Annotated in this window: 19 protein-coding genes; 12 read left to right on the top strand and 7 right to left on the bottom strand. The window is 39.4% G+C overall.

What is annotated here, in order from left to right; all coding sequences use genetic code 11:
- Positions 1 to 2 precede the first annotated feature (2 nt).
- The 3 genes from J9318_RS03065 to J9318_RS03055 all read right to left on the bottom strand — a co-directional run bounded on the left by J9318_RS03065 (position 3) and on the right by J9318_RS03055 (position 2,179).
- Complete coding sequence (locus J9318_RS03065) at positions 3 to 461, bottom strand: hypothetical protein (protein ID WP_210561081.1); 459 nt, start codon at positions 459 to 461, stop codon at positions 3 to 5.
- A 76-nt stretch (positions 462 to 537) separates the two neighbouring features.
- Positions 538 to 1,485, bottom strand: coding sequence for a zinc metalloprotease (locus tag J9318_RS03060; RefSeq protein ID WP_210561080.1), 948 nt, complete (start codon positions 1,483 to 1,485; stop codon positions 538 to 540).
- A 151-nt stretch (positions 1,486 to 1,636) separates the two neighbouring features.
- Complete coding sequence (locus J9318_RS03055) at positions 1,637 to 2,179, bottom strand: heme NO-binding domain-containing protein (RefSeq protein ID WP_210561079.1); 543 nt, start codon at positions 2,177 to 2,179, stop codon at positions 1,637 to 1,639.
- Positions 2,180 to 2,328: 149 nt separating this feature from the next.
- Between J9318_RS03055 and gmk the strand changes: the two genes are divergently transcribed.
- The 7 genes from gmk (at position 2,329) to J9318_RS03020 (ending at position 10,153) form a co-directional block, all read left to right on the top strand.
- On the top strand, positions 2,329 to 2,946 hold the full coding sequence (gmk, locus tag J9318_RS03050; RefSeq protein ID WP_210561078.1) for a guanylate kinase: 618 nt from the start codon (positions 2,329 to 2,331) through the stop codon (positions 2,944 to 2,946).
- A 54-nt stretch (positions 2,947 to 3,000) separates the two neighbouring features.
- Positions 3,001 to 3,273, top strand: coding sequence for a DNA-directed RNA polymerase subunit omega (rpoZ, locus tag J9318_RS03045; protein WP_210561077.1), 273 nt, complete (start codon positions 3,001 to 3,003; stop codon positions 3,271 to 3,273).
- Between the two features lie 120 nt (positions 3,274 to 3,393).
- Positions 3,394 to 5,493: a bifunctional GTP diphosphokinase/guanosine-3',5'-bis pyrophosphate 3'-pyrophosphohydrolase gene (gene spoT, locus J9318_RS03040; protein ID WP_210561076.1), complete on the top strand. Its 2,100-nt coding sequence runs from the start codon at positions 3,394 to 3,396 to the stop codon at positions 5,491 to 5,493.
- A gap of 21 nt (positions 5,494 to 5,514) precedes the next feature.
- Entirely contained in the window at positions 5,515 to 5,904 is a 390-nt protein-coding gene (locus J9318_RS03035; protein ID WP_210561075.1) for a RidA family protein, read from the top strand.
- A gap of 47 nt (positions 5,905 to 5,951) precedes the next feature.
- Positions 5,952 to 6,734: a tRNA (guanosine(18)-2'-O)-methyltransferase TrmH gene (gene trmH, locus J9318_RS03030; RefSeq protein WP_210561074.1), complete on the top strand. Its 783-nt coding sequence runs from the start codon at positions 5,952 to 5,954 to the stop codon at positions 6,732 to 6,734.
- 9 nt (positions 6,735 to 6,743) lie between these two features.
- Positions 6,744 to 8,837 carry an ATP-dependent DNA helicase RecG gene (recG, locus tag J9318_RS03025; protein WP_210561073.1) on the top strand — a complete coding sequence of 698 codons (2,094 nt, stop codon included), beginning with the start codon at positions 6,744 to 6,746 and terminating at the stop codon, positions 8,835 to 8,837.
- A gap of 86 nt (positions 8,838 to 8,923) precedes the next feature.
- The gene (locus J9318_RS03020) at positions 8,924 to 10,153 is read left to right on the top strand and encodes a diguanylate cyclase (RefSeq protein ID WP_210561072.1); all 1,230 of its coding nucleotides are present in this window, start codon (positions 8,924 to 8,926) and stop codon (positions 10,151 to 10,153) included.
- Between the two features lie 51 nt (positions 10,154 to 10,204).
- Here the strand turns inward: J9318_RS03020 and ubiK are convergent, their stop codons facing one another.
- Both ubiK and traF read right to left on the bottom strand, forming a co-directional pair.
- The gene (gene ubiK / locus J9318_RS03015) at positions 10,205 to 10,471 is read right to left on the bottom strand and encodes a ubiquinone biosynthesis accessory factor UbiK (protein ID WP_210561071.1); all 267 of its coding nucleotides are present in this window, start codon (positions 10,469 to 10,471) and stop codon (positions 10,205 to 10,207) included.
- A 131-nt stretch (positions 10,472 to 10,602) separates the two neighbouring features.
- On the bottom strand, positions 10,603 to 12,156 hold the full coding sequence (gene traF / locus J9318_RS03010; protein ID WP_210561070.1) for a conjugal transfer protein TraF: 1,554 nt from the start codon (positions 12,154 to 12,156) through the stop codon (positions 10,603 to 10,605).
- Between the two features lie 167 nt (positions 12,157 to 12,323).
- Here traF and rep point away from each other — a divergent pair, with 167 nt between their 5' ends.
- Positions 12,324 to 14,336: a DNA helicase Rep gene (gene rep / locus J9318_RS03005; RefSeq protein ID WP_210561069.1), complete on the top strand. Its 2,013-nt coding sequence runs from the start codon at positions 12,324 to 12,326 to the stop codon at positions 14,334 to 14,336.
- Between the two features lie 75 nt (positions 14,337 to 14,411).
- On the opposite strand, the gene J9318_RS03000 is transcribed toward rep, so the two are convergent.
- Positions 14,412 to 14,765 (bottom strand): c-type cytochrome, encoded by a 354-nt coding sequence (locus J9318_RS03000; protein WP_342345697.1) that lies wholly within the window; start codon positions 14,763 to 14,765, stop codon positions 14,412 to 14,414.
- Positions 14,766 to 15,404: 639 nt separating this feature from the next.
- Here J9318_RS03000 and polA point away from each other — a divergent pair.
- A complete protein-coding gene (polA, locus tag J9318_RS02995) occupies positions 15,405 to 18,227 on the top strand; it encodes a DNA polymerase I (RefSeq protein ID WP_210561067.1) in 2,823 nt (940 codons plus the stop codon).
- A gap of 510 nt (positions 18,228 to 18,737) precedes the next feature.
- Here polA and yihA read toward each other — a convergent pair.
- Positions 18,738 to 19,463: a ribosome biogenesis GTP-binding protein YihA/YsxC gene (gene yihA, locus J9318_RS02990; protein ID WP_210562348.1), complete on the bottom strand. Its 726-nt coding sequence runs from the start codon at positions 19,461 to 19,463 to the stop codon at positions 18,738 to 18,740.
- Between the two features lie 189 nt (positions 19,464 to 19,652).
- Here yihA and J9318_RS02985 point away from each other — a divergent pair, with 189 nt between their 5' ends.
- The 3 genes from J9318_RS02985 (at position 19,653) to J9318_RS02975 (ending at position 22,068) form a co-directional block, all read left to right on the top strand.
- The gene (locus J9318_RS02985) at positions 19,653 to 20,279 is read left to right on the top strand and encodes a c-type cytochrome (protein WP_210561066.1); all 627 of its coding nucleotides are present in this window, start codon (positions 19,653 to 19,655) and stop codon (positions 20,277 to 20,279) included.
- A 766-nt stretch (positions 20,280 to 21,045) separates the two neighbouring features.
- Entirely contained in the window at positions 21,046 to 21,618 is a 573-nt protein-coding gene (gene yihI, locus J9318_RS02980; protein ID WP_210561065.1) for a Der GTPase-activating protein YihI, read from the top strand.
- A gap of 6 nt (positions 21,619 to 21,624) precedes the next feature.
- On the top strand, positions 21,625 to 22,068 hold the full coding sequence (locus tag J9318_RS02975; protein WP_210561064.1) for a DUF2489 domain-containing protein: 444 nt from the start codon (positions 21,625 to 21,627) through the stop codon (positions 22,066 to 22,068).
- Positions 22,069 to 22,106 lie beyond the last annotated feature (38 nt).

Here is a 22,106-nt window from a genome sequence, read left to right as displayed (position 1 = left end):
GCTTAACGTTTAGGTAATTTCCAATCGATAATTGGTTTTACTAAAGGCGTTTCACACACCCACACAATCACTTTTATTGAATCTTTTAATACGCCACTTTCGTTTTCAATTTCCGCCCAGTTATTTTCATTGAATGGTAATCCATTTAGACGAAAGTTTGTTGCAAGTGCATCCTTCGAGTCAAACTCCAGTTTTAATGATTCTTCCGTACCATAGCTAGTGTTAATAGTTATTGCTAAATGTCCGTTATCTCGCTGATATTTGCTAGCAACCCCTTGCCACGACGTAAGCTGATTTCTATCACACGTTACAAAATCTGGTACTCTTAACCTCTTATCAGCAGCATGTGCATCCTCAATAGCAAAAGTGCTCAAAATGATTAAAGCTAAAGGGATGACTAATTTTGTTAAATACATATCAAATACCACCATATTGTTAAGCAATAACGTCTCAAAGCTCATATTCTTACATTTTAGCGATTTATAAACTAAAAAAGGCACCTAAGTGCCTTTTAAACGCGTTAACAAATACTAACGATTATAAACCACGGTATGTGATTGACTGTTGGTCAGCACGTAATGCCTGTCCAAACGAAAACTCATACATACATGCGTCGTCGGTATAATCCATAAAGTTATTTATTGGATCCGCTCCAGCCGCGTTTTTCCCTTTTGTACAACTATCACGACCTGTTGGGCAACCATAAGCCGGACTTTTTTCTGCTGGCGTATCGCTTACGTAATCGCCACTGCCGCTACAGCCACCTTGGAACGTGTGATAAAGGCCTAACCAATGACCTACTTCATGAGTACCTGTGTCACCTTGGTTGTAAGGTGCTGCGTTTCCACCTGGTAAAGTTTCAAATAACACAACAACACCATCGTTCATTGGTCGAGACGCGTAGTCAGACGGGAACGTTGCCCAACCTAACAAGCCATCGCCCATGTTGTTGGTGTAAAAGTTAAGATCACCTGCGTCACCTTGACGAAGTGTCGACTTCATAGAAGTCTCTGCTTGAGTACCATAACCAGCTGTGAACCAAGCATCATTTGATACTGTTTGAGAACTTACTAAGTTAAAAGTAAATGGCGTGTTGGCATATGCATTATTTAATACATTCATTTGCGAAGCAATATCACCTGCAGACAAAGCACCGTTACCATTAGAATCCGTAATCACATGGAAGTAAACATCTATAACCACTGAACCGGCCGCTCTAGGTTGATCGGCAGAACCGCCATCACCACCACCGCTACCAGGTTTACCTTTACCAGCGGCGTTTGAACGTAAGTTTTTAAAATGCTTTTCTTTTAATTCCGCTTCTTTTAACGAAGGGTGTTTAGTACCACACCTAAGAAATGATGCATTTTCATTTGCATGAGAAAAAGCCACTTCGTTCGCACTCGCAGCGTGTAATTGTGATGTTGTTACAGCAGCGAGACCTAATGTCACAGATGCGAACAACTTTGCATATTTTAAATTCATGTTTACCCCTATTATTATTTTTTGAAAGCGAATTCAAGATATTGATTATATTGAGACCTGAATTGCTTAATTTGCATAGTAGCCATTCGCGCCAGTAAGGTAAACTTTCTAACAAAGGTTTTTAAGGCGGTTATATTTTTCATTAGATATTCTAATCTTGGCTAAAACTTTCAACCTTGATGTAAGAAGATGTTGCTGACTTAGGCGTAATGGTTACATTCACATTTTCATTAAAATAATTAGCCCCTCCCAATATCAATCCTTTTGCTAATGCCTCCATGTTATTTGGTGACGTGTATAAAAGTTCGATATGCCTTTTCGACTCTTCAATGGTTTCAAAGGTTGGCAGCTGAGCGTCTGGATAGAGTTTTTGAACTTCGACATGAACATTTGAGTCCAAAATAGATAAAACTTCTATTATTGATGTTTTGTTTTGAACTGCAGGAGGATGATATTCGGCGAGTCGTTGAAATAAAAAATAGCCAAAACGTTCAACTAATTCAGGCCCGGGTATGCCGGTGTGCTTCGACAATGTTGCTACGATAGAAAGAATTTCCTCTGGCGGGTAAAACCCAACACTGGTATAGCTACCATTTGAGGCTAAGTCAGCGTCGTCTAGGACTTTGCCTGTTAGTTCTAAGCCAACCTCTTGCTCCATCATCTCGATTAAATTAGTAAAAATAACTCCCAGCATTAGCTACCTCTTAACTTTATTTTTATATTAAGTGTAGACAAAAAAGTATTCGTCATGGCGATATTTATTGGGCGTCTATTATTGGTGATGTGTTAAACTACCCAATAATTTATAAACCTCACTTCATTAACGTTAAAGTATTTATAACTATGCAAGGTAATTTATTTGTTGTTTCCTCACCGAGTGGTGCGGGTAAATCCAGTTTAATCTCTGCACTTTTGCAAAGACATAATGATATGAAAGTTTCTGTGTCGCACACGACCCGCGCGCCAAGACCTGGCGAAGAAGACGCCGTTCACTATCACTTTACCGATGTTAACGCTTTTAAAAGCCTGATTGCAGATAATGGTTTTTATGAATGGGCAGAAGTATTTGGCAACTATTACGGTACCTCTAAACAAGCCATACAGGATCAACTAGACCAAGGCATAGATGTGTTTTTGGACATTGATTGGCAAGGCGCCCAACAAATGCGCAAAATAGTGCCTGAAATTATTACTTTATTTATATTACCGCCATCACGCGAAGAGTTAGAAAGCCGTTTAAATAAACGCGGTCAAGATAGCGCCGAAGTGATTGAAAAAAGAATGGCACAAGCACAAAGCGAAATGTCGCACTATAATGAATATGACTTTTTGTTAATTAACGATAATTTTGAAGAAACGCTTAATAACTTTGAACAAATTGTATTAGCGCACCGGTTAAAAACAAAAAATCAGCAAAGTAAAAACAGTCAACTGCTTACTCAGCTATTGGCTAAAAGCTAACCTTGGTGTAATATTACGCCCCTTAATATTTTTTTGCCTCATTGGAGATACTGAATGGCTCGCGTAACTGTTGAAGACGCTGTTGAAAAAGTAGGAAATCGTTTCGATTTAATTTTGGTTGCTGCTCGTCGTGCACGTCAATTAGCAACTCAAGGTAAAGAGCCTCTTGTTGACGCTGGTAATGATAAGCCAACTGTAACTGCGCTTCGCGAAATTGAAGCTGGTTTAATCACCAACGAGATCATGGATCGTCAAGATAACGAAGCTGAGACAGTTCGTGAAGCGGAAGAAATGGCAGCAGTAGCTGCAATCGTTGGCAACGAATAACGTACCAACGTACAATTTCTATATAGCCAGCATGTTTTTTTAACGTGTTGGCTTTCCTTCCTATTTTCCTTTAGTTTATACTCATCTCATATCTAATCGTTTTTTCTACTGAGTCGTTTGGTGTATCTATTTGAAGGTTTAAAACAACAAATTTCGGCCTATTTGCCACCAGAGTTAGTTGCCATTGTGCAAAGAGCTTATGTCGTCGCGCGTGATGCTCACGAAGGCCAAATGCGCTCAAGTGGTGATCCTTATATCACTCATCCGGTGGCAGTTACTGTGCTGCTTGCCAATATGAAGTTAGATCACGAAACCCTGTCGGCAGCCCTAATGCACGACGTTATTGAAGATACGCCAGTTTCCAAACAAGACCTAGCTGACGAATTTGGCGATACTATTGCGGATTTAGTAGAGGGTGTGTCTAAATTAGACAAACTTCATTTCAAAGATAAAAAAGAGTTCCAAGCAGAGAACTTCCGTAAAATGGTTATGGCGATGACGCAAGATATTCGTGTCATTCTGATAAAGCTTGCTGACCGTACCCATAATATGCGAACGCTTGGTGCCCTAAGGCCCGATAAAAAGCGTCGTATCGCTAAAGAAACACTAGAGATATATGCTCCAATTGCCAATCGCCTTGGTATTCACGAATTTAAAAACGAGCTCGAAAACCTCGGCTTTCAGGCGCTATACCCAATGCGCTCCCGTGCGTTAGAAAATGCCGTAAAGCAGGCTCGCGGTAACCGTAAAGAGATTATCCATAATATCCAGTCAGAAATAGAAACTCGATTAGACGAGGTTGGGATCCCCGGCGAAGTTAGAGGTCGAGAAAAACATTTATTTAGTATCTATCGAAAGATGTTAAACAAAGAATTAATGTTTAACGAAGTAATGGATATCTATGCATTTCGAATCATGGTTGATGATATTGACACCTGCTATCGAGTCTTTGGTGCAATGCATGGCTTATATAAGCCAATTGAAACTCGTTTTAAAGACTACATTGCAATTCCGAAATCAAATGGTTATCAATCTTTACATACGTCATTGATTGGCCCGCATGGTATCCCTATTGAGATTCAGATTCGTACTAAAGAAATGGATCAGCTGGCTGACAAAGGAATTGCGGCACATTGGGCGTATAAAGGCGCTGGCGATACAGCTGGAAACACAGCACAGCAACGAGCTCGCCAATGGATGCAAACTTTATTAGAGCTACAACAAAGCGCTGGTTCATCGTTTGAATTTATTGAAAACGTGAAAACAGAGATGTTCCCTGAGGAAATTTATGTATTTACACCAGACGGTAAAATTCATGAATTGCCAATGGGCGCTACACCGGTAGACTTTGCTTATTCTGTTCATACAGACGTTGGTAACACTTGCGTTGGCGCGAAAGTCGATCGTAAGCCTCATCCTCTTAGTCGCGCTTTAGACACTGGACAAACAGTAGAAATTATTACTTCACCAAATGTTAAACCAAACGCAAATTGGCTTAACTTTGTAGTAACCGCCAAAGCACGTTTAGGCATTCGTAATTACCTTAAACATCAAAGATCGAATGAAGCCATTAACTTAGGTCGACGTTTGTTAAAATCGGCGCTTGGTGAAGTTGAGATTGAACAAATATCACCTGAAGATATCATTAAGTTATTAACTGACTTTAATTTAAGTACCATAGAAGATCTTTATCGAGAAATCGGCTTAGGTAATTTAATGGGCCTTACTATTAGTAATCGCTTACTAAATTCAGACTCCGAGCAAACCAACAAAGAAAGAATCGATAAAACGCCTATTGTCGGCGCAAAAGGCATGTTGGTCACTTACAGTAAATGTTGCCACCCTATTCCTGGCGATGAAATTGTTGCTCACGTATCGCAAGGAAAAGGCTTAACTATTCACAGAGAAGACTGCCCTAACTGCCGGAATTGGGAAAAAGAAGCCGCTAAGTTTTTCAAAGTAAAATGGGATGACACGTCTGATAGAGATTATGTCACCACACTAAAAATTGAACTTATCAACCATCAAGGCGCGCTTGCTAAAGTAACGCATCTAATCTCAAAGAGTAATTCAAACGTAGAACATATATTTACCGAAGAAAAAGAATCAAATATATATGTAATCACCGCTGATGTTACCGTCAAAGATCGTATTCACTTGGCTCGCGTCATCAAAAAATTAAGAACTATGCCGGACGTGCAACGCATTAGCCGCAAATAGTTTATTCAACAGGAATTCAACATGACTCGTATTGTTATTAACACAGATGCGGCACCCGCCGCTATTGGTACTTATAATCAAGCTATTAAAGTAGGTACTACCGTTTATTTGTCCGGTCAAATACCGCTGATTCCAGAAACAATGGAAATTATTTCTGAAGACTTTGAAGCACAAGCCGAACAAGTATTTAAAAATCTGAAAGCCGTTTGTGAAGCGGCCGGTGGCTCTCTAGAAAATGCCGTTAAACTAAATATATTTCTTACGGATCTAGGCCAGTTTGCAAAAGTTAATGAAATAATGGCTAAGTATGTTGTGGAACCCTATCCTGCTCGCGCCGCGGTTCAAGTAGCAGCTTTGCCAAAGGGTGTACAAATTGAAATTGATGGTGTGTTAGAGCTTTCTGACGTTTAGATCGCACTTTATTCATATAATCATTTAGTAAAACTAGGTTTTTAAATATGACACCGGAACGTTTTAAACGTATTAGTGAGATCCTTGATAAGCGCCAGCCAGACCTGACCGTGTGTATGGAGCAAGTGCATAAAACGCATAACTTGTCCGCAATCATTCGTACCGCCGATGCAATAGGCATTCATAACATACACGCGATATATACAACTGAAAGTCGCTGGTTATCCGGTGGACGAGCGTCAGGTAGTCAAAAGTGGGTAAAGGTAACCGAGCAACCTGACACCGCAACGGCTATAAAACAGTTTAAAGCACAAGGCATGCAAGTATTAGCGACTAACTTATCTGAACGTGCGAAAGACTTTAGAGAGATTGACTACACAAAACCAACGGCATTAATTTTAGGCCAAGAACGTGATGGCATTTCCGATGAAGCGCTAGAGCTAGCCGACCATCATGTCGTTGTGCCAATGTTTGGTATGGTTGAGTCGCTAAATGTCAGTGTTGCAGGGGCGCTAATCATGTATGAAGCGCAACGCCAACGCTTAGTTGCGGGTATGTATGATAAACCTGTAATTAGCGATGCTATCCGCCATCAAATGCTATTTGAGGGTGGCCATCCTATTTATGCTGAACTTTGTGTAAGAACCGACACGCCATATCCTCCTTTAGATGAGGAAGGTCAAATTGATGCGCCTAAGTCTTGGTATACTGAATTAAAAGATAAATATAATCTTTTACCAGCCGATAAAAAATCTCGCCGTGTAGACTTTACTCATACCGATCAAACATTTGAGTTTGAGCCGGGCTCTGTAACTGATAAATGTAATTAATGGATTAATATGGCGCTAACCTCTCTTTCTTCAGTGCCAATTACAACGCTTAAAGGCGTTGGCCCCAAAGTCGCAGAAAAATTAAAAAAACTAGGTATCTTCTGTATTGAGGATGCCTTGTTTCATTTGCCGTTGCGTTATGAAGACCGGAGTCGTGTCTATCCTATTGCGCATACCGTGGTCGGTACTCATGTTGCCGTTGTTGGGCAAGTCACATCTTGTAATATTCAGTTTGGTCGAAAGAGAATGCTGGTTGTAAAAATCGGTGATGCTACCGGTGGTATGACTCTGAGGTTTTTCAACTTTTCTGCGGCACAAAAAAACTCGTTAGAAGATGGAACTTGGATAAAATGCTTTGGTGAAATTAGAGGCGGCAAATTTGGTCCAGAGATACTTCACCCAGATTATGTAAAAATAAACGGACCGAATGACGTTATAGTAGAAGAGTCGTTAACACCAATATATCCAACTACGGAAGGGGTTAAACAAGCGACTTTACGAACGATTACCGAGCAAGCGCTTTCTAGACTTGAAAAATATCGAGTCGATGAGCTTATTCCATTCGAATCATTACCCAATCAATATTCGCTAGTTAAAGCCTTACAGATATGTCATCGGCCTCCAGTTGATACTGACACCTCACTACTAGACTTAGGCATACATCCAGCGCAACAACGTTTAGCGTTTGAAGAATTATGCGCATATCAAGCAAGTATGCTCAATATCAAGAAAGACTCCCAACAAGTATCCGCAGTCGCGTTCCCAATTAAGAATGACTATATCGATAAATTTCTTCATTCGTTGCCATTTACTCCTACAGCTGCGCAATCAAGAGTAGTTGCCGATATAACAAAAGACTTAAACCAGCCATTGCCTATGATGCGACTAGTTCAAGGGGATGTAGGATCTGGTAAAACACTTGTTGCGGCTTTGTCAGCGCTAACGGTTATCGCTCAAGGATATCAAGTGGCATTAATGGCGCCGACGGAAATTCTTGCCGAGCAACATGCAAATAATTTTAGAGCTTGGTTTGAGCCATTAGGTATTAATGTAGCTTGGATAGCCGGTAAATCTAAAGCGGCAGAAAAACGTGACGCACTTGAAGTTATTGGAAACGGTGAAGCTAAAATGATAGTGGGCACTCACGCTATTTTTCAAGACCAAGTCGAATTTGCAAATTTAGCGCTCATCATTATTGATGAACAACACCGATTCGGCGTGCACCAACGACTGTCGCTTAGAAATAAAGGCGCTATTCATTTTGAAGACACCATTTTATACCCTCATCAGCTCGTCATGACGGCAACGCCAATCCCGCGTACGCTTGCAATGACCGCCTACGCCGATCTAGATTGCTCAATTATTGACGAGTTACCACCGGGTAGGACGCCGATTACAACTGTTGTAATCCCAGATACCAAGCGTGAACAGGTCATTGAACGAGTAAAACATGTTTGTATTACAACGGGGCAACAGGCTTATTGGGTGTGTACATTAGTTGAAGAGAGTGAAGCATTGCAGTGCCAAGCAGCTGAAGATGCGGCGATTGAACTACAGAGCCTGTTACCTGAGCTTAAGATTGGCCTTGTTCATGGTCGAATGAAAGCGGATGAAAAGCAAAACGTAATGCAAGCATTCAAAAATGGCGAGCTTAATTTACTCGTTGCTACTACTGTTATTGAAGTTGGGGTTGACGTGCCAAACGCGAGCTTAATGATCATTGAAAATCCCGAACGCTTAGGACTGGCTCAGCTACATCAACTTCGCGGGCGTGTAGGCCGTGGCGCTTTACAATCTCACTGCGTGTTGCTTTACCATGCCCCTTTGTCACAAACGGCACAACAACGCTTAGCGGTATTACGAGATTCCAACGACGGCTTTATTATCTCCGAAAAAGATTTGGAAATTCGCGGAGCAGGTGAAATATTAGGTACTCGTCAAACCGGCCTTGCTGATTTTAAAATTGCAGATTTAGACAGAGATGCCACACTATGTGAGCGCGCTATTGTCGTTGCAAATGATCTTCTTATTTCACAACCAGAGCGCATACCTATTTTAATTAGTCGCTGGTTAGGAGAGAAACAGCTATACGGCAACGCTTAACATTGCAATTTTTAAACATATAAACAATACTTTACAGCTAGATTATAGAAATGATTCTATTGTTAAAATGACTAGAAGCGGAGTGCATGAAGAAAATTCTAATTGTTGAGGATAGTCTGCCAATTATTGCATTGCATAAAAGTATTGCCATAAAGGCCGGATTAGACCCAGTAGTAGCAACAACTTTTGCGGAAGTAAAACAGCTTTCCTCTCAGTTTGATGACTTCTTTTGCGCTGTAATCGATTACAGTCTGCCAGACGCTCAAAACGGTGAAGCTATCGATTACGTTTTATCGAAAAATGTGCCGGGCATTGTTATGACTGGTATGCTCGACGATAAAATACGTGAGCACATTCTTAAACTACCCGTAATCGATTATATTACTAAAGAAAGTAAACAAGCCTTTCAATATTTACTCGCTCTAGTTATTAAACTACAAACTAATCATCATATTAAAATACTTGTTGTTGATGACTCTGGCATCACCAGAAACTACCTAAAGCAGCTGTTAACTCGTCATAACTTTACAGTTTTGCTTGCTGATTCTGGCTTATCTGCATTGGCTACACTTAAGGAAAACCCAGATATTAAACTGGTTGTTACCGACAAAGAAATGCCCAATATGGACGGCATAGAGTTATGCAACGAAATAAGAGCAAACTTTACCAAAGAAGAAGTCGGTATTATTGGTATTTCGGGTAATGCGTCACAGTCACTTACTGCAAAATTTATCAAAAATGGTGCGAACGACTTTTTACGAAAACCATTTTGTTTAGAAGAGTTTTACTGTCGAGTTGTACAGAATATTGAATACGTACAAAGTATCGACATTATCAGAAAACAAGCCAACACCGATTATTTAACGGGGTTAGCAAATCGTCGTTATTTCTTTGACACCGTTCAGCCAATAATCCAATCACAACAATCGGCGACCATCGCCATGATGGATATTGACAATTTTAAAGTTATTAACGACACATATGGTCATGATGCAGGTGATATTGTATTAAAAACGATCTCTGAGCTGTTAAAACAGCACTTTGGCCAAGATTATATAGTTGCCCGATTGGGAGGCGAAGAATTTAGTGTCTTTTTATCTGAAATGGACTTGACTGATGCAGCAGAAAAATTAGAGCGCTTTAGATCTGAACTTGCCAATAAAAATATTGATATCGGTGAGCGAACAATAAATTGCACTGTCAGTATTGGCGTTTGTAAAGATAAACGTGAGAGATTAGACGGCCTATTAATACACGCGGACCAACTTTTATATAAAGCAAAAGAACAAGGAAAAAATAAAGTGGTATACGATTAATACCACCCTTTATTTGTGGGCCTGTTACGGCCTAAATATAGCAAAATAAGCTTATTCTTTATTAGACACGCCGCTCTCTAATGACGCTTTTAGCTCAGAAACTTCTTTTTCTAACGCTTCTAATTTGGCACGTGTCCGCGCTAAAACCTGAGTTTGTACGTCAAACTCTTCACGACTGACCACATCGAGTTGTGAAAGTTTATTCTGCAATACTGTTTTAACTTTATCTTCAACATTGTCCGCCATAGTTTTAACACCAGCAGGCAATGCATCCGCAACTTGAGCAGCAAATTGCTCAATCTTTTTTGCATCTATCATTTTAGTACCTTAATCATTTTTGCTGTGCTCATTGTAATTGCTGCAATAAAAAAGGCCAGCATTGCTGACCTTTAATTATTGAAATACGGTAAGTCTAGGTCAATTTCTTAACTTAATCTTACGTTTGAATATTACCAAGTGATCATTGCTTGTAAACCACCACCAACATCATCTAACTCAGGTGAAGCTTGCAAACCTAGATCAAACTGAATGCCGGCTAAGTATAAGCCTGCGCCGACGGTAATTAGGCCATCACTTTCGTCTGATGTAGAGTTACCAACCTTATCCGCTAAGTTATGACGATAACCGGCGCGCAACTCTAAAAAGTCGTATGCATTTAACACTGCACCAAAACTGGCATACTGGCTACCGCGGAAAAACTGATCGCCATTAGCAAACTCAGGTCCTCTAGACTCAGTTAAGTCAATATCAGCAGCTAGCCGAATCCAACCTGCGTTATAACTAGTTCCAACTCGAATTTGTGGTTCAACTTTATAGATTAATGACTCTTGACCTGGCTTTAATGTTTCTTGACGAGACTCAATCTCTTCGCCAATAATATTTTTAACCGTTACACCGATACGCCACTTGTCCATGTTATCCATCGCCAAAATTGCGCCAAAATCAGCGGTAACAAAGTCTTTTGTACTGCGGTAATCATCACCATCAATATTATCTTCATCAAAGTCAGATGACGCTGATTGATAGTCAATAAACTCTAAGCGTACCGCTTTTACCGTCGCACCAACACTTAATGTTTTTTCTGATTCTAGCTTCCAGTTCGACGCCAATGTCACGCCACCTTCGGCCCAACCTATCGCGGCAAAACGCGCCTTTGAGTCTAGCTCATCTTCGTTAAATACTATGCTTTGACTGTTTTGATCAAAAATATCGCCATAGTCATTTTCTAACGTCGTTTGGTCTAACTTAGCGTCTTCAGCTAATTGTTCAGCTTGCGTGAAAAGCACTTCGGCTTCATCGGCAAGTTCTTGTGCTCTATTTATTTCATCTTGCGTTGCAGTACCGCTATTTTGTAAGGCTTCTAATTCAGCTTGTAGCGCTTCAAACTCTGACTCATAAGCTAAAGCTGTATCATATAACGGACGAACATTCGTTAACAACGTTTGGCCAAGCCCTGTGTAACGTCTTAATAAATCGATATCGCTCTGTGAGATGTCACCCGTACCGCCAACATCAAACTTAACCATCGCGTTAAATGAAATAGCAACACGTTCAAACGCCATACCAAAACCCGCGTTAAAGCCTAGTGTGCTCTGCAGGCCAGCACCATCTAGGTCTTCAAAGTTAGATACTATTCGATTGGCTGTATCTATAGTGTTTTGAAGACTTTGTACGTCGCCTTCAAGTAGGTCTAAGTTATCGAGGTCTTCAAAGTTAGATACTTCTTCCTCTAAACTTTCAAATAAATCTATGCTATCGCCGTCATCTTTTGTATCTGCAACACGTCCCGTTGCATTCAAAACAAAGAAAAAGTCGTTGTCAGTACCTGCGGCTGTGCCTAATAAGGCTGGATTATAATTTGCAGCAGATGACCAGTGAGCGTAAGTAAGACCAGCTCCACCGCTACCTAAGTTTCTTGCTGACTGAACAAAACTATCGACAGCGAATGCTGAAGTACTAAATAAGCCAAGGGTGATGGCCAAAGATACTGCTGATTTTTTCATGATAAATCCTCTTTTCATAGATAACAGCGAATAAGCCCATACATTGTAGTCGAATAAATGAACACTTCAAAAGCAAAAATTATTATTCGTTTGGGTACATTCTCTAATGCGAAACTCGCTGCTATTTTGTTATCATGTCGCGCTAATTTATAAGGTGCTCAAATTTAATGCGTTTAAACCCTGAACAAGAATCTGCTGTTAATTATGTAAGTGGCCCATGCCTCGTTTTAGCCGGCGCAGGTTCAGGTAAAACACGAGTAATTATTAATAAAATTACTCACCTTATAGAAAATCATGGCTACAACGCCAAAAATATAGCGGCGGTAACTTTCACTAATAAAGCCGCTAAAGAAATGCGTGAACGTATTGCCGCATCTATGGATAAAAGTAAGATCAAAGGCTTACGGATCTCAACCTTCCATACACTTGGCTTGGATGTCATAAAAAAAGAAATAAAAATACTAGGATTTAAGAAAAACTTTTCTTTATTTGACGATCAAGACTGCTTTTCGCTGTTAAAAGAACTGACAGAGCCTGAGTTACAAGAAGACAAAGAAAGCATTTATCAGCTTATTAATCGTATTTCGAGCTGGAAAAACGATCTTATTTTGCCTAAACAAGCCGTGGCCGAAGCGACTGACTCTGAATCTGCGTTATATGCAGAACTTTACATGCGCTATCAAAATCAACTAAGAGCTTACAATGCGTTAGATTTTGACGATCTTATTTTGATACCCACCTTACTATTTAAAACAAACGATGAGGTTCGTGCTCGTTGGCAGGACAAAATTCGCTACTTATTGGTTGATGAATATCAAGATACCAATACAAGCCAATATGAATTGGTAAAGTCGCTAGTCGGAAAACGCGCACATTTTACTGTTGTAGGTGACGATGACCAGTCCATTTATTCTTGGCGCGGCGCAAAACCACAAAATTTAGTTTTACTAAGCAAAGATTTCCCTAATTTAAATTTAATTAAATTAGAACAAAACTATCGTTCCGTTGGATGTGTGTTGCACGCGGCTAACGTATTAATTGATAAAAACCCACACGTATTCGATAAAAAGCTAAAAACAAATATGGAATACGGTGAGCCCATTCGTGTTATTCAAACTAAAAATGAAGACAACGAAGCGGAGCGAGTCATCGCTGAAATCATTGGCCATCGCTTTACTAATAAAACCAATTACGGTGACTATGCAATCTTGTATCGTGGCAATCATCAAAGTCGCATTTTTGAAAAGTTATTAACATCAAACCGCATTCCATACAAAATAAGTGGCGGAACGAGCTTTTTCTCTCGGGCCGAAATCAAGGACATCATGGCCTATTTACGATTATTGGTGAATCAAGATGACGACAATGCGTTTTTACGAATTATCAATACGCCGAGGCGACAAATAGGGCCAGCTACCTTAGAGAAGTTAGGCATATTATCAAATGATCGACATTGCAGTTTATTTGAAGCCGCATTTGATAACGCCTTCTTAGGCATGATCAACGGACCTGCGAAAAATGCGATTCAATATTTTACTCGCTGGTTTGTAGAGTTAAGCGATCAAGTGGTTCGTAGTGATCCAAAAGAAGCGGTAAAAGATCTAATGAAAGGCATTCATTACGAAGACTGGTTGTTTGAAACTAGTTCATCGCCTAAAGCCGCCGAAATGCGTATGAAAAACGTCAGTGAACTCTATAGCTGGATTACCCAAATGTTAGATGGCGATGATGAGCATGAGCCATTAACACTTGCTGAAGTGGTGAGTAAATTAACATTACGCGACATGATGGAACGTAACGAAGAAGAAGAAGCTAATAACCAAGTACAGCTAATGACGATGCACGCTTCAAAAGGCTTAGAATACCCATATGTATTTATGGTTGGTATGGAAGAAGGCTTACTACCTCACCAATCAAGCATTGATGAGGATAATGTCGAAGAGGAACGCAGACTTGCCTACGTAGGTGTTACTCGTGCCCAACAACGCTTATTTTTAACTTATGCAAAAGAACGGCGTCAATATGGTGAAACTATTACCACAGAACCATCTAGATTTTTAGAAGAGCTTGATCAAAAAGATCTTCGTTGGGAAAAATTAGGGCAAGCCATCCCTGAAGCCGAACGTAAAGAAAAGAACAAAGCAAATATTGCAAATTTAAGATCGCTACTAAAAAAATAGTGAAAAAAAAGCTCCTATATAAGGAGCTTTTTTGTTTCGATAAATTAGGGTCAACTAATAACCAGCATGCGCTTCCTATTTAGAAGCATCAACCATATAGACAATTGCCGCTTTAATTTCATCATCTGAACACGCAACACAACCACCTTTTGCTGGCATTGCATTAAAACCATTAATTGCATGCTGCGCTAACACATCCATACCCTGTGCAACACGAGGAGACCAAGCACCTGCATCACCCATCTTAGGCGCGCCCATGATACCGGCACCGTGACAAGCTGCACATGAACTTTGATAAACTTGCTCACCTGAACGTGGGCCTGTTGCAACCGCGGCTACGGGCTCAGCGCCGGCAATATAAACTTGGCCAACTGGCTTAATACGTTTTTCAATTTCAGTTTTTTTATCAGTTGATGCATTTGCGGTCATAACTGCAAACACTGTCACTATGGTCAAAAGCATTTTGATCATTTTGAATTCACCTTATGGGATAGAATTTTATACTTTGTACATTCTACCTATTGGGTAAACCCTTGCAATATATAACCTTAGTTATTACTGATAAATTTTAGGTAGACGTTAATTTTTTTCAAATAAAATATAGCATTGATCTTATTGTTTGTACCACAAATGATCCACGCTATTTCTACACAAACCTTTAAAAATGGGCGTTTAGTAGGCACTAAAATAGGATCCAAAAAAAAGATCAGTTTTTTTCTCTAAAAAACTGGATCAATTTAATATTCGAGTGTAAATTATCAATCCGCTCGAAATAAATCGATTTTGAGCTTTCTGAATGCCCTCAAATTTTCACTGGTATTCGCTGTAGAACAACAATAATAAAAGCGGAACACTGCGTAGTTTTTCTAGATAATGTTCCTATTGGCCAGCTAAGGATTAACCGCCTGATTGCCAAGGTTTATTGTACTTATCAACTAAGTTATCCACAGGAAGTGATATTTATTAACACTTGCTGACTTTCTGCGCACCTCATATATATGGCGACTTTACAATCTTTATGGCATTCTTATTCACCAATTTATCCAAAGCGACACGGAAACAATCCACATGACAAAACAAGACTTATCATCAGCTTATAAGCCACTGGTTTTAGTTGACGGCTCCTCCTATTTATTTCGTGCTTATCACTCGCCGCCACACCTAACAAATTCTAAGGGTGAAGCGACCGGCGCTATATACGGTGTGGTGAACATGCTGAAAAGTCTTGTAAAGCAATACTCTCCTGAACGTATGATAGTGATCTTTGATGCCAAAGGCCCCACGTTTAGAAACGAAATGTACAGCGAATATAAAGCGAATCGTCCACCTATGCCTGATGATTTGCGATATCAAATTGAGCCTCTGCATAAGATTATTAAAGCAATGGGGTTGCCGTTGATCGCTATTGAGGGCGTTGAGGCCGATGATGTTATTGGCACGATTGCAGATGAGCAGTCTAAAAAGGGTAATGATGTATTAATTAGTACTGGCGATAAAGATATGGCGCAGTTGGTTAATCAACACGTCACCTTAATTAATACGATGACAAATACTGTAATGGATCCCGATGGTGTCGTTGATAAATTTGGCATACCACCTGAATTGATTATTGATTACCTTGCGCTAATGGGTGATAAGGTTGATAACATTCCTGGCGTTCCAGGTGTTGGTGAAAAAACAGCTGTCGCATTAATACAAGGCCTTGGCAGTATTCAGTCTATTTATGAGAATTTAGATAAGGTTGCTGATCTTGGTTTCCGTGGTTCAAAAACCATGGCTAAAAAGCTCGAAGAGCACAAAGAACAACTATTACTTTCATATGAACTCGCCACCATTAAACTAGATGTTGAACACGGTATTACCGATGAATTAATGCATTTGGAGAAACCAAATAAAGACGAACTTGCCGAGTTATTTAAAGAATGTGAGTTTAAACGATGGCTAAAAGAAATTTTATCGGGACAAGAATCCCAAACATCAGCACCATCAAAGGGCAAGCCATCTAGTAAGGCTGATGCTACAAACTCCAGTAACCATGATGAACCAGCAATACAGGCTATAACGCTTGATCGTAGCCAATATCAAACCTTATTTTCTATTGAAGATTGGCAAGCTTGCCTAAAAGAAATTAAAGAGGCCGGTTTATTTGCCTTTGATACCGAAACAACATCTTTAGATTATATGGAAGCTGAATTGGTCGGCTTTTCTGTTGCTTATAAATACGAAAGTAAAATAAAGGCAGCTTATATTCCATTAGCTCATGATTATGAAGGTGCGCCTGAACAAATATCACTTGAAGATATTAAGCCTAGCTTAAAGCAACTATTAGAAGACAAAACCATAAGTAAAGTGGGACAAAACTTAAAATATGATATTAATGTTTTGGCTAAATACTCCCTAGTTATTGCCGGTGTCGTCGGTGATACTATGTTGCAATCATATGTATTTAATAGCACGTCTACCCGCCACGACATGGACAGTTTAGCACTTAAGTATTTAGGGCATAATTGTATCTCGTTTGAAGATATTGCAGGAAAAGGTGCAAAACAAATCACCTTTAACAAAATACCATTAGACCAAGCAGCACCTTATGCCGCAGAAGATGCTGACGTTACGTTACGACTATACAATTATTTTTCAGAAAAACTACGTAATGAGCCTAAATTAAATGCTGTATTTAATGATATAGAATTGCCGTTAATGCCAATTCTCTCAAAAGTAGAGCAAAACGGCGTATTGATAAACTCTGATGTATTGCATGAATTAAGTAGTGAGTTTGAAGGGAAACTACAAACACTTGAGCAACAAGCGCATGATGTTGCCGGTGAAGTGTTTAATTTGGGCTCCCCCAAACAACTACAAGAAATTTTATTTAACAAGCTTGAGTTGCCGGTTATCAAAAAAACGCCTAAAGGTGCGCCCTCAACAGCAGAAGACGTATTACAAGAACTAGCTCATAAATACGAATTACCAAAGTTAATTATCGAATATCGAGGCTTGAGTAAACTAAAATCCACCTACACGGACAAGTTACCGACCATGGTTAAGTCTGCCACTGGTCGTTTGCATACTTCGTATCATCAAGCCATCGCAGCAACAGGAAGATTAAGCTCTACCGATCCTAACCTGCAGAATATTCCAATTCGAAACGAAAATGGTCGACGAATTCGAAAGGCATTTATTGCTCCTGAGGGGAAAAAGGTTGTCGCTATCGATTATTCACAAATCGAATTAAGAATTATGGCGCATTTAAGTGGAGATAAAGCCTTACTTGATGCCTTTGCTAATAACTTAGATATTCATAAAACAACGGCATCTGAGGTTTTTGCTACACCATTTGATGAAGTAACAACAGAACAACGTCGTGCAGCAAAAGCGGTTAACTTCGGGTTAATTTATGGTATGTCAGCATTTGGCTTAGCTAACCAGCTAGATATTGCGCGAGGTCAAGCACAAGACTATATCAATAAATATTTTGAACGCTTTCCTGGTGTATTAACTTACATGGAAACTACACGACAAAATGCACTGGCAAATGGTTATGTTGAAACGGTATTTGGTCGCCGACTTTATTTACCTGACATTAACGCAAGAAATAATATGCGTAAAAAAGCGGCTGAACGCGCTGCGATAAATGCACCAATGCAAGGTACAGCTGCAGATATTATCAAAAGAGCCATGCTAACGGTTGATCAATGGATCATTGATAATGCACAGAATGATGTAAAGATGGTTATGCAAGTGCACGATGAATTGGTATTTGAAATAACAACAGAAAAAGTTGATGAGTTGGTGCCAAAGCTAATTGAGCAAATGGAACAAGCCGCAGAATTAGATGTCCCTTTAACAGCGGAAGCTGGCCAAGGTGACAACTGGGATGAAGCTCACTAAACACTCGTGACGTCATGCCGAATACGAGGGAGGCTAAAATAGCTCCTGAACTATTCGGCCACCCAACATGTAACCTAGTTACAAAAATGAAACTTTCCCCAAAAAGTTAATTAATTATTAGTATTACTGTTTAGTTAGCTTAAATTCGCCAACTTTTTTAGACTTAAAACGTTACCCACTACATAAACTAACTGATTGTTTGTAAAAACATTTGTTTAAATAAACAGCAAGAAGCTCGCAAAGCCTTATTATATATAACTAAAAAACTTTTAAAAAAATTAGAGTATATACTTTACTTTCATTCCTGATTGGTTATTATAGTTATGTCTCTCGAATGAGTTGACCCTGTTGATATTTGACATTTAATAGCCTCTCCCCTTTCGCTATGACCGATGCTCTTTGAGCGTCGGTTTTTTTTTGCCTGATATTTAACAATAAACATCAACTCTTTGTAAATTAGTTACAAAAAAAGAGCGTTTCCGCTCTTTTTAACGTATTTATCTATGACAATTAATCGGCTTTCTTGTCACCGTCTTGCGCATCAATAATAGTGGTCACGCTTTCTTCCACTACGACAGGTTCTAATTGTTCTTTAACTTCTGGTTCACCATCATACTCTGGGTTAGGCTCAACAAGCTCTGCCGCATTTAGCCACTTGTCTAACATCCTAGATAGCTGCACAATGCCCTGTTTTTTAAGTGAAGAAAATAGCTCAACAGTGACATCGCCTTGAAACGCCAATGCCGCTTCCCGTATTTTTAATAGCTCGGCTTTTTGTCTACCTGATTTAAATTTATCAGCTTTGGTCAATAACACTAATACAGGTAAATTAACTTCTACGGCCCAATAAATTAAATTTTGGTCGAGATCTTTCATTGGGTGACGAATGTCCATAAGAACAACTAAGCCTTTAAGACATTCGCGTTTCTCTAAATATTCGTTTAATGATTTTTGCCATTTTAACTTCATTTGCAAAGGTACTTTCGCAAAGCCATACCCTGGCAAATCTATTAGGCGACGGTCTTCTTCTTCAAGGCTAAACACGTTAATAAGCTGAGTACGACCTGGCGTTTTACTTGTTCTTGCTAAACCAGTTTGTTGCGTTAATGTATTTAACGAACTAGATTTACCTGCATTGGATCGTCCAGCAAACGCAACTTCGTAACCAGTATCTGGTGGAAGGCGACGAATGTCTGGTGCAGACGTAAAAAATGAAGCTTTTCTGTAATTAATAATCGATTTTGACACGGATAATCCTCTCGCTGTGAAACTGAACGTTAGAAATTCAACAACTTGTATCAAATATAACGTCGAAGAATCTTTCACATTGTGGCATTTGGTGTAGAATATGGCTAATTATACTCTTTGCGTGAACTGCTTCATAGCCAAAGGATTTAGAATAACTTAAATAATAGAGATACTAATATGAGAAATATTGCATTATCACTTACTATGCTATTCGGACTCATCGGTTCAGCTCAAGCTACAGACGGCGATGTTGAAGCAGGTAAAACTAAATCAGCAACCTGTGCAGCTTGTCATGGCCCAGATGGAAACAGCACTATTGGCATGTACCCAAAAATTGCAGGTCAGCATGAAGGCTACATATACAAGCAACTAAAAGAGTTTAAGCTTGCGATGGAAACAGGCGGCAAAGAGGGCCGTATGAATGCTGTAATGGGTGGTATGGTGATGCCATTATCTGATCAAGATATGAAAGACTTATCGGCTTATTTTGCGTCACAAACAATGACAGCGGGCTCAACGCCTGAAGATGTCATTCCAGCAGGTCAAGCCTTATACCGTGGTGGTGATATGGAACGTGGAATTCCTTCATGCCAAGCTTGTCATGGTCCTAGAGGCGTAGGCCACAGCTTAGCTGGTTTCCCTAAAATCTCATTCCAGAACCCAGAGTATATTAAGTCGCAACTAGAATTATTCCGTTCTGGTGAACGAGCTAACGACATGAACGGTATGATGCGTGATATCGCAATGAAGCTTACCGATAAAGACATTGATGCAATATCTAAATACGTTTCTGGCTTACATTAGGCCTCATATTTGAACGCCAAAAGCACCTACGGGTGCTTTTTTTGTATCTAATATTTTTGTTAAGCGAGTACTTTTTTGAATATCTACGGTCTACTTTAAAAAGAGATTTACTATTTTGAGGCGGTAAATAAAATTTTTATTACGAAAAAGATGTGATCAAAGAAAAATAATTACCGTATTGTATTAGTTAGAATAAAGCTCCATTAAGAATATCCCCCACCATTTGTGAGACATTGACCATTCCTACTATAAGCAATTTCGTAAAAATACAAGTGTATATTTACTAAGTTGTTGTTTAATAAAGAGTTCACTTTTTAACCAACATTGAAATGTAAAAAAATATTAATAAATGCTTGAGTAATAGATCAGGTCGGGTAAATTATACCTCGTTGCCACGTAATGGATAACAAAAAGGATTTAACCCAAGGAAGTGGGGTGGTAAATAATTTTATATTTTTGCTAAGTTGGCAAACATGGATGAACCAAAAAAGTACCATTGATGGTCAATAAATATATAAATACATACATGGAATGTTAAACAAAAACAAAATGGACAATTAGCAGTTGTGACAAGACAAGGTGTCGTGCGTTCGGAAGGATTTCGAAATTAAAATAGGAGAAGTGTCAGATTTTTATTTGAACACTTGCTAGAATTAGAGGCGATAGCGGTCACACTGTCGCCTTTTTTATTGCCTAAAATTTGGCAAATCAGTAGAATCCGCAATCCAAACTTCTTTCATCTATTTATCCATAACGTGGGGACTCCATGACTCGTCAAAAAAAGAGCAGAAAAATCGGTAGCATCGGCACCAGAAAACAAGAAACTCGTCCAGCTGACACTAAGCAACCACGTCGCAATAAAAAGCCTAAAGGACAGCCTTCAGGTAATAGAAATAGTCTTATCGAGGAAAACGTAATTAGTACACCTCAAAATCAAGACAAAAAAACAAATCCAAAGCTAGGAAGCAAAAAACCTATTAGCTTGCTTCCGGCTGACAAACCACAAGTAAAAGAAGTTAAACAGGTCGATCATTCTAAAACTAAACCTTCTGCTAAATTAACAAAAGCCGGGCCTGCTGTGCTTACGCCAGAACAAGAGTTAGCAAATATAGAATCAGATGAGCGTTTAATTGAGCTAGTCGAGCGCGTCCAGGAAGGCGAATTATTATCTGGCAAAGAAGCTAAATACTTTAATAAACAGATGGAAAGATTAGATCAGCTACTTGAAAAGTTAGGTATTGACCCAGACTCAGATAATGACGAAGATGAAGACGAACTTGATGCCCTGAGTAAGCTTGGTGGATCTGAGTGGGATGACTTATTAGATGACGAGAAATAATTAGATATGTGGTATGCACTTATAACAATTGCTGTTTTAGTAGTGTCTGGCTTAGCATTTTACGCTGGTCAGTTGTTGTGGAAAGTGAAGGCACAAGAAGAAGCGCAAAAACAGGAAAAAAGTAAGAAGCTTACTTATATAACTGAGAGTGTTTCACATATAGCAAAAGCAATGCATGCGAAGCAATGTGAGTACTCTGAAGGTGTTTTACGTATATGGGTTTTATTAGACCATTACAACGCTGCTCAAACTGCCCCTAAAGACTACAAGGCATTATACCCTGGCTTCGCTAACTTATACGAAGTCGTTAAAGACATGCCTACGCACGAAGCGCGTAAGAAATTCAGTAAAAAAGAAATTTTTGAAATGGATACCAAACGTTGGGATGCTGAAAAAGAGTTTGAACAACAAATCGAAACAGATCTAGAAGTTCTTTTAAAAGAATTTTAACCGCGCTTCAAATAAAGGGCTATCACTGCCCTTTTTTA

Source organism: Psychrosphaera aestuarii (genome assembly GCF_017948405.1).
In the GTDB taxonomy this organism is placed as follows: Bacteria; Pseudomonadota; Gammaproteobacteria; order Enterobacterales; family Alteromonadaceae; genus Psychrosphaera; species Psychrosphaera aestuarii.
Note: the sequence above shows the minus strand (reverse complement) of the source record. Positions and strands in the feature narration are given on the sequence as shown.

Coding starts and splice junctions, on each gene's coding strand:
- J9318_RS03020 (WP_210561072.1), top strand. CDS start 8,924: ATGAAGAAAATTCTAATTGTTGAGGATAGTCTGCCAATTATTGCATTG.
- traF (WP_210561070.1), bottom strand. CDS start 12,156: ATGAAAAAATCAGCAGTATCTTTGGCCATCACCCTTGGCTTATTTAGT.
- J9318_RS03065 (WP_210561081.1), bottom strand. CDS start 461: ATGAGCTTTGAGACGTTATTGCTTAACAATATGGTGGTATTTGATATG.
- trmH (WP_210561074.1), top strand. CDS start 5,952: ATGACACCGGAACGTTTTAAACGTATTAGTGAGATCCTTGATAAGCGC.
- rep (WP_210561069.1), top strand. CDS start 12,324: ATGCGTTTAAACCCTGAACAAGAATCTGCTGTTAATTATGTAAGTGGC.
- J9318_RS03000 (WP_342345697.1), bottom strand. CDS start 14,765: ATGACCGCAAATGCATCAACTGATAAAAAAACTGAAATTGAAAAACGT.
- polA (WP_210561067.1), top strand. CDS start 15,405: ATGACAAAACAAGACTTATCATCAGCTTATAAGCCACTGGTTTTAGTT.
- rpoZ (WP_210561077.1), top strand. CDS start 3,001: ATGGCTCGCGTAACTGTTGAAGACGCTGTTGAAAAAGTAGGAAATCGT.
- ubiK (WP_210561071.1), bottom strand. CDS start 10,471: ATGATAGATGCAAAAAAGATTGAGCAATTTGCTGCTCAAGTTGCGGAT.
- recG (WP_210561073.1), top strand. CDS start 6,744: ATGGCGCTAACCTCTCTTTCTTCAGTGCCAATTACAACGCTTAAAGGC.
- J9318_RS03060 (WP_210561080.1), bottom strand. CDS start 1,485: ATGAATTTAAAATATGCAAAGTTGTTCGCATCTGTGACATTAGGTCTC.
- J9318_RS02975 (WP_210561064.1), top strand. CDS start 21,625: ATGTGGTATGCACTTATAACAATTGCTGTTTTAGTAGTGTCTGGCTTA.
- gmk (WP_210561078.1), top strand. CDS start 2,329: ATGCAAGGTAATTTATTTGTTGTTTCCTCACCGAGTGGTGCGGGTAAA.
- yihI (WP_210561065.1), top strand. CDS start 21,046: ATGACTCGTCAAAAAAAGAGCAGAAAAATCGGTAGCATCGGCACCAGA.
- J9318_RS02985 (WP_210561066.1), top strand. CDS start 19,653: ATGAGAAATATTGCATTATCACTTACTATGCTATTCGGACTCATCGGT.
- J9318_RS03055 (WP_210561079.1), bottom strand. CDS start 2,179: ATGCTGGGAGTTATTTTTACTAATTTAATCGAGATGATGGAGCAAGAG.
- J9318_RS03035 (WP_210561075.1), top strand. CDS start 5,515: ATGACTCGTATTGTTATTAACACAGATGCGGCACCCGCCGCTATTGGT.